This window comes from bacterium (assembly GCA_040753555.1).
Classification (GTDB): Bacteria; UBA9089; UBA9088; order UBA9088; family UBA9088; genus JBFLYE01.
The window spans coordinates 1-6,694 of the sequence record JBFMDZ010000118.1; the positions used below are offsets into that span (position 1 = coordinate 1).

At 39.7% G+C, this 6,694-nt stretch carries 9 protein-coding genes and 1 pseudogene; 7 read left to right on the forward strand and 3 right to left on the reverse strand.

The features are described from left to right. Window positions 1-223: 223 nt before the first annotated feature. The 7 genes and pseudogenes from dapF (at window position 224) to AB1630_09195 (ending at window position 4,551) form a co-directional block, all read left to right on the forward strand. Window positions 224-1,069 carry a diaminopimelate epimerase gene (dapF, locus tag AB1630_09165; protein ID MEW6103960.1) on the forward strand — a complete coding sequence of 282 codons (846 nt, stop codon included), beginning with the start codon at window positions 224-226 and terminating at the stop codon, window positions 1,067-1,069. Between the two features lie 160 nt (window positions 1,070-1,229). Continuing rightward, window positions 1,230-1,763 carry a class I SAM-dependent methyltransferase gene (locus tag AB1630_09170; GenBank protein MEW6103961.1) on the forward strand — a complete coding sequence of 178 codons (534 nt, stop codon included), beginning with the start codon at window positions 1,230-1,232 and terminating at the stop codon, window positions 1,761-1,763. A gap of 255 nt (window positions 1,764-2,018) precedes the next feature. Beyond that, a pseudogene (locus AB1630_09175) lies at window positions 2,019-2,302 on the forward strand (BrnT family toxin). Next, on the forward strand, window positions 2,253-2,477 hold the full coding sequence (locus AB1630_09180) for a hypothetical protein (protein MEW6103962.1): 225 nt from the start codon (window positions 2,253-2,255) through the stop codon (window positions 2,475-2,477). The pseudogene AB1630_09175 and the gene AB1630_09180 overlap by 50 nt, the downstream one beginning before the upstream one ends. Window positions 2,478-2,553: 76 nt before the next feature. Continuing rightward, window positions 2,554-2,886, forward strand: a complete 333-nt coding sequence (locus tag AB1630_09185; GenBank protein ID MEW6103963.1) for a DUF433 domain-containing protein — start codon at window positions 2,554-2,556, stop codon at window positions 2,884-2,886. Window positions 2,887-2,889: 3 nt separating this feature from the next. Then, a complete protein-coding gene (locus tag AB1630_09190) occupies window positions 2,890-3,249 on the forward strand; it encodes a DUF5615 family PIN-like protein (GenBank protein MEW6103964.1) in 360 nt (119 codons plus the stop codon). Between the two features lie 180 nt (window positions 3,250-3,429). Further along, the gene (locus tag AB1630_09195) at window positions 3,430-4,551 is read left to right on the forward strand and encodes an inositol-3-phosphate synthase (GenBank protein MEW6103965.1); all 1,122 of its coding nucleotides are present in this window, start codon (window positions 3,430-3,432) and stop codon (window positions 4,549-4,551) included. A 109-nt stretch (window positions 4,552-4,660) separates the two neighbouring features. On the opposite strand, the gene AB1630_09200 is transcribed toward AB1630_09195, so the two are convergent. The 3 genes from AB1630_09200 to AB1630_09210 are packed head-to-tail and all read right to left on the reverse strand — an operon-like array spanning window position 4,661 to window position 6,571. Beyond that, a complete protein-coding gene (locus AB1630_09200; protein MEW6103966.1) occupies window positions 4,661-5,491 on the reverse strand; it encodes a PorV/PorQ family protein in 831 nt (276 codons plus the stop codon). Beyond that, window positions 5,488-5,739 (reverse strand): hypothetical protein, encoded by a 252-nt coding sequence (locus AB1630_09205; protein MEW6103967.1) that lies wholly within the window; start codon window positions 5,737-5,739, stop codon window positions 5,488-5,490. The genes AB1630_09200 and AB1630_09205 overlap by 4 nt, the downstream gene beginning before the upstream one ends. Then, a complete protein-coding gene (locus AB1630_09210) occupies window positions 5,723-6,571 on the reverse strand; it encodes a hypothetical protein (protein MEW6103968.1) in 849 nt (282 codons plus the stop codon). Before AB1630_09210 ends, AB1630_09205 begins: the two co-directional genes overlap by 17 nt. Window positions 6,572-6,694 lie beyond the last annotated feature (123 nt).

Consider the following 6,694-nt stretch of genomic DNA (forward strand, 5'->3'; position numbering starts at 1 on the left):
TTTCATTTGTCATTGGGATTTGGACATTGGGATTTTTATTCTTTGGCTTCATTATTTTCCTTAACATTATCTAAACATATACATTCCTTATTTCCCTATAGGGTGAATAGTTACAATTTTTCTTGACAGGATATTTTATTTTATACTATTCTATAAATAGCTAACTTATATGCAGTAATATAAAACTGCCAATAGGCAGTATAATCTAAGGTTAGAAGGAAAAATGAAATACACAAAATATCATGCTCTTGGTAACGACTACATCATAACCCATCCTGCAGATCTCAAAAATGAGATTAGTCAGGATGTGATCCGTTTGATATGTCACCGAAACTATGGCGTTGGTTCTGATGGCATATTGCTTGGCCCTTTGGACAGTCAATCGTGTGACTTCGGTCTGAAGATTTACAATCCTGACGGAAGCGAAGCAGAGAAAAGCGGAAATGGTCTGAGAATCTTTGCAAGATACCTTTGGGATAAGGGTCTCGTTAACAGCATGCCTTTCACTGTTGAGACGCTCGGTGGGGTTGTATCATGTGAAGTCAGTGCTAACGGCAAGAGCGTGAAGGTGGAAATGGGTGGTGTAAGTTTCAATAGCGCAGATATCCCTGTTGTTGGGACTTCACGAGAAGTGTTAAACGAAGAAATCGAAATAGATGGCAATGTTTTGAAATTCTGCGCTGCAACAGTCGGCAACCCTCACTGTGTTGTACTTACGGAGCATCCGACGTCAGAAGTGGCCCATCGCTATGGCCCGTTAATTGAAACAGATTCTCGATTTCCGAATCGCACGAATGTTCAGTTCATGAAGGTCATAGATCGTCATAACATCCAGATTGAAATATGGGAGCGAGGAGCAGGATACACATTGGCTTCTGGTAGCAGTAGCACTGCGGCAGCGGCTGTAGCTCATAGACTTGGACTATGCGATGCCGATATTACAGTTCACATGCCCGGCGGACAAATTAAAATTCAGCTTGACGATAATTTTTCAGCTACAATGAGAGGTCCAGCAACTAAAATTTGTGAAGGAAACATTGCAGATGAAATGTTTGAAAAATCCTTCTAACCAATTGCTGCACCTGACCCGCGCTTCGCTCGGGCAGGTGAGCTCAGTCGTTATGTCGATTTCAAATAGGCTCTTAGCGTTGAGAGGAGTGATCCTATAATGAGAATGAGTAAATTGGAAAAACGATTTGTGAATAGCATAAGGCAAGTGAAAAAAAAACATAGAAGTTGCAGAGCACTTATTCAAGCAAGGTAATTTGAAGAATACCAACAATGTGTTGGAAGTTGGATGCGGCATAGGTTTTCTCGCATCATATTTGGCGAAAACCTACAAATGGACGGTAACAGGAATCGATTTAGATCCTGAACAGATAGAAAGAGCAAAAAGTAATAATAAGGAAAATGATTCCTTAAGGTTTTTTGAAGCAGATGCTACAGAACTTCCATTTGAAAAGAATGAATTTGATTTGGTTTTATCGTTTGATGTTTTGCATCATATTCCAAATTGGGATAAAGTATTAGATGAAGTAAGTCGAGTTTTAAGATCAAATGGAATGTATATTTTAAATGACCTTGCACTTCCACGCTTTACAGCCAGAACCTTTAAAGGTTTATTAAATAATTATATGGGTGTTTACTCAGTAGATGATATTATCAATCATTTAAAGAGGAATAACATTGATATTGTTTATGTGGAAAGACCAAGGATAAATATACTTATGAGACATTTTAGCATAGTATCAATGGCGACATAACAAATCGCTGAAGCTGACCGCCGGGCAAGCCCGCCGCAGCTTAGCTCTGTCGTTAGGCAAGAATGATTGAATGGTAGTATAAATATATGAAACGAAAACAATAGTTGCGTATAACTGATTGTTGTGGTATAATTAAGACAGGATAATAAGATAATGCCTAACAACTCATTGCAGCGGACGGTGTAAACGCCGGCGGCTGAACTCTGTCGTTAAGCAAATAGAATATTAACACTCAAGATGAATTGGTAAAATGAAATATTATTTGAGTGGGATCCAAGAAAAGCAAAAATGTCCATGGGATATCTTTTGATGAAGCCAGCACAACTTTTAGCGATATACTATCATTAACAATCTATGATCCGTTACATTCTGAGCAAGAAGACAGATTTATTTTAATTGGGAATTCAGTTAAACATCGTGTGTTAGTAACTGTTCATACAGAAAGAGGAGATAAAATTAGAATAATAAGCGCAAGAAAGGCAACAAAAAATGAAAGGAGACAATATGAAGAGAATGCAAAAAGATCGAAATATGCTTGAAGAATATGATTTCAGCAAAGGTATTCAGGGAAAATACGCAAAAAAATACTGCGAAGGGACAAATGTTGTAGTTATTGATACTGATGTTATCAAATTTTTCCCTGACCATGAATCTGTAAATCAAGCATTAAGATCATTAATTGATATTATTAAGAGACAAAAACAATATGCCTAACCACTCGCTGCACCTGACCCTCGCTTACGCTCGGCGGCTGAGCTCAGTCGTTAGGCTCAAAAGGCAGGTGATATAAATGAGTAGTTCCTTGCAAGAGATGGAGAAACTACTATCCATTATGTCTCGGGCAGAAAAGGCTCAGGTGCTTCAATGGATAGTATGTGATCTTGGCGATGCCTTTCCTGACATCGAAAGTAGTGAAGGTGTCTGTGGTGGGGAACCATGTATTGTTCGTACCCGAATTCCTGTATGGATTTTAGTGCAAGCCAGGCGATTGGGAGCAAGCGAGGCAGAGTTATTAAGGTGCTATCCAACCTTGCGGGCTGAAGATTTAGCTAATGCCTGGGCCTACTTTCGTTCACATCGAGATGAGATAGAGCAGCAAATCCGCGAGAATGAGGAGGATTAGAATATGGCCCGACTATACGCTAACGAGAATTTCCCTCTACCTGTTGTGGAAGAACTCCGGCGATTGAGACATGATGTTCTGACTATCCATGAAACGGGTAAGGCTGGACAATCAGTATCAGACGAGAATGTATTAGCTTTTGCCAATGATGAAGATAGGACTCTCTTGACGTTGAATCGTAAACATTTTATTCGTTTGCATAATGTACAACCAAACCATGCAGGCATAATCGTGTGCACGTTTGATCTTGACTTTGTAGGTCAAGCTCAACGAATCCACAAAGCCATTGAGTTACAAAAACAGCTTTTAGGTCAACTTATTCGTGTTAATCGTCCCATACAACAAATAGGTGGGTATCGTTAGCTAACATTTATCAAATAACGTAGCGTTAGTCAACACACCCACATTTCAATTACTAAGGGGCTTTAACAGGTTTCTCTGATAGAAAAAAGTTGCAAATTGCCTATTGTAAATTGTATAATAAAAAATGCAAGGGTTGTCTATGCAAAGAAAATGAGCGAAGCGAAAGGAGGAAATTGTGCAATGAAAAAGATTAAGGTTGCTATTGTTGGCGTTGGGAATTGTGCGAGTTCTCTAATTCAGGGGATTGAATATTACAGAGGGAAAAATGAAGAAGATATTATTGGACTTATGCACCATAATCTTGGTGGTTATAAGCCAGAGGACATTAAGTTTGTTTCTGCCTTTGACATTGACAAGAGAAAGGTGAATTTAGACCTTTCCGAGGCAATATTTCAGTTGCCAAACTGCACAAAGAAGATTTGTAATGTGCCATTTATGAATGTAAAGGTTGAGCTTGGATTTTTATTGGATGGTGTGGCAAGGCATATGCTTAATTATCCAGAAAGCCAAACATTTGTTATTGATGAATATTTAGATGATTTTGTTCCAGATGATAAAAGGAATGAGGCAATGGAAAGGATTGTTAAAATCCTAAAGGAAAAGGGTGCAGAGATTCTTATAAACTACCTTCCGGTTGGAAGCCAACATGCAACAGAGTTTTATATGGAATGTGCTTTAAAGGCATCCTGCGCTGTTATAAATTGTATGCCTGTATTTATTGCCTCAAATAAAGATTGGGAAAAGAAATTTAAGGAAAAGAACATTCCCATTATTGGCGATGATATAAAATCCCAGGTGGGAGCAACTATTGTCCACAGGGTATTGACAAAGCTATTTGAAGACAGGGGTGTTGTTTTAGACAGGACATACCAGCTAAATACAGGAGGAAATACAGATTTCTTGAATATGCTAAACAGGGATAGGCTAGCATCAAAGAAAATCTCAAAGACGCAATCTGTCCAATCCCAGCTAAAAACCCCTTTAGCTCCTGAAAACATCCACATTGGTCCCTCTGACTATGTTCCTTGGCAGAAAGACAACAAGGTCTGCTTTATCAGGATGGAAGGAAGGGGTTTTGGCGATGTCCCATTAAACCTTGAATTGAGGCTTTCGGTTGAGGACAGCCCAAACTCTGCAGGGGTTGCAATTGATGCAATAAGATGCCTTAAGCTTGCCTTGGATAGAAAAATGGGTGGTGCCCTTATTGAGCCATCTTCTTACTTTATGAAATCTCCGCTCAAGCAATTTTCAGATACAGAGGCAAAAAGGCTTACTGAGGAATTTATTGCTAATAAAACCTAATGGATAATGTTTTGGAGGAAATAGTCAAAAGGATTGTCAAAAAGACCTCTCCCAATAAAATCATTCTATTTGGAGAAAGGGCAAAGGATGAAAATAAGCGATTGGGTGACTATGATATCTGTGTTCTTAAAAAAGGGATTAAGCATAAAGGCCTTATCTTAACGCCAAAGCCAAGCCTAAAGCCTGTGCTGGTAAGATTTTCCCTTCCAAATAGCCTCTCATAGCCTATCCTTAAGCAAATGGGGTCATACCCATATTCTGTCCCAAAGGTTATCTTTCCCTTGCTATCCTCTGGGACTACTACATCAGAGGAAAGGATAAACCCCTCCTCTCTATAAGCAAATCCAAGCCTTGCCTCTCTTGGAAGCGAGAAACCCTTAAGCCCTCCTCCTAAATTCTTAAAACAAAGCCCAAATGAAATACCTTTCCTTTTGTATAAAAGGTCAATGTTAACAAGACCTGTCCTGGTAACATCCTCATAAATTTTTTCCTGGATAAGGGTAAGGCCTAAGCCTGCTAAAAGGCTTCCTGCAATGGGATAGCCAATGCCAGTAATTACTGCCAAATCATAGGGATTAAATGTGTTTGGAAGGAGAATTCCATTTTCATCCCTTATTTCAAATTCCCCATAGTCTGCCCAGAGCAAGCCAATACCAACCCCTCCTTTTTCTAAAGGCTTTGTTGCTCCAAAGAAGGTGTGGTTAATCCCTCCCGGCCACCTGTTAAACATAAATCCAAAATTGCCCGATATGTCAGAAAGACCCGCTGTATTCCAATAGATGGCAGAGAGGTCATCAGAGAGAGCAGAAAATGCCCCTCCCATAGACAAAGCCCTTGCTCCCACACCCATCCTTAAGAATGCTGCGGATGTCTCTCTTGTTTCATTATCTTTTGCAAATATACTTGCTGAAAGCAATAAAAACAAAACAAATATCCTCATTTTATAATGGCAATCTTCTTTACTGGAAATGCTTTTTTCCTTCCATCCCTTGAAACTGCCTCAATCCTGTAGATATAGATGCCAGGGGCAACATATGATGTATTCCACATAGTTGTTTGCCATCCCTTATCCTTTTCCTCCTCGATCACTGCTACAGGCTCTAATGCTACATTGTAGAGCTTAATGGTAATATGAGAGGCAGAATCTAACCAATAAAAAAGGAAAAATGGCTTACTTTGTTTTAACATAGACCTTGGAATAAAGGGCTAGGGGTATGGTAATGCCCTTTAGCCGTACAATAAAGAGATAATTCTTCTTCCTGTATCCCTTATCCTTTACAAATGCAAGATAAAGCTTGACCTCCTTTCTCTCCCAAGGTTTTAGGCTTATATCCCTCTCATCTAGGATAAGAAATCCTGGATTTGGGCAATCCTCCCAGCCCTCATCAAGGCTTATGTATGAGGAAGAAACCCTTATGGTCTCCAAGGTGCAATCCATAGGCACACCTTGCTTATTCTCAATAATCAATGGCACATTTACTTCAAAAACATAGCCTGGCTTTACCCCCTTTATCATTAAAGACTCTGGAATAAGACCAAATGCCATTGTCTCTGGCATTTTTGGAGGTATCTCTTGTTCTTCTTTGATATGCAAGAGTAGCCTGCTTGAAAGACCCACAGAGATTGCCCCTAGTTCTTCCTTTGTATGAGACCAGATATTTACCTGATATTTCTTGCCAATATGGCTTTTGTCTTCGGGAATCTTAATGATTATATCCGAGAGAGCCCTTTCTTTTGGCTTTAGGTTAAAGCTTGTTTGTGATATATTTACCCAAGAAATCTCTGGGATTGGCTCATATCCTTGCTTTGGGCTATCGGGAATAACTGGCTCAATGACAAGCTCTATCTCCTCATCGCCTGTGTTTATAACTGTAAAGGGAAGGCCTAGCTCTCTTAGGTTGTAATCTTGTCCCATTACCAGGCCATCCAATACTGCCTCGCCAAGCTCTGTGGCTAATCCAGCGGCATTACAAACCAGGGGAAGACAAAGCAAGCATAATGATGCAAAAATCTTCTTCATCTTATACCTCTCTTAAAACCCTATTCTTAAGGTGCCTGGGCTGTTATTGTAACCACAATGGATTGCTGTGGATGTGCCGCAGTTAAAGCTGTTGGGGCAGCAAACCTAAACCAGCAATGCCTT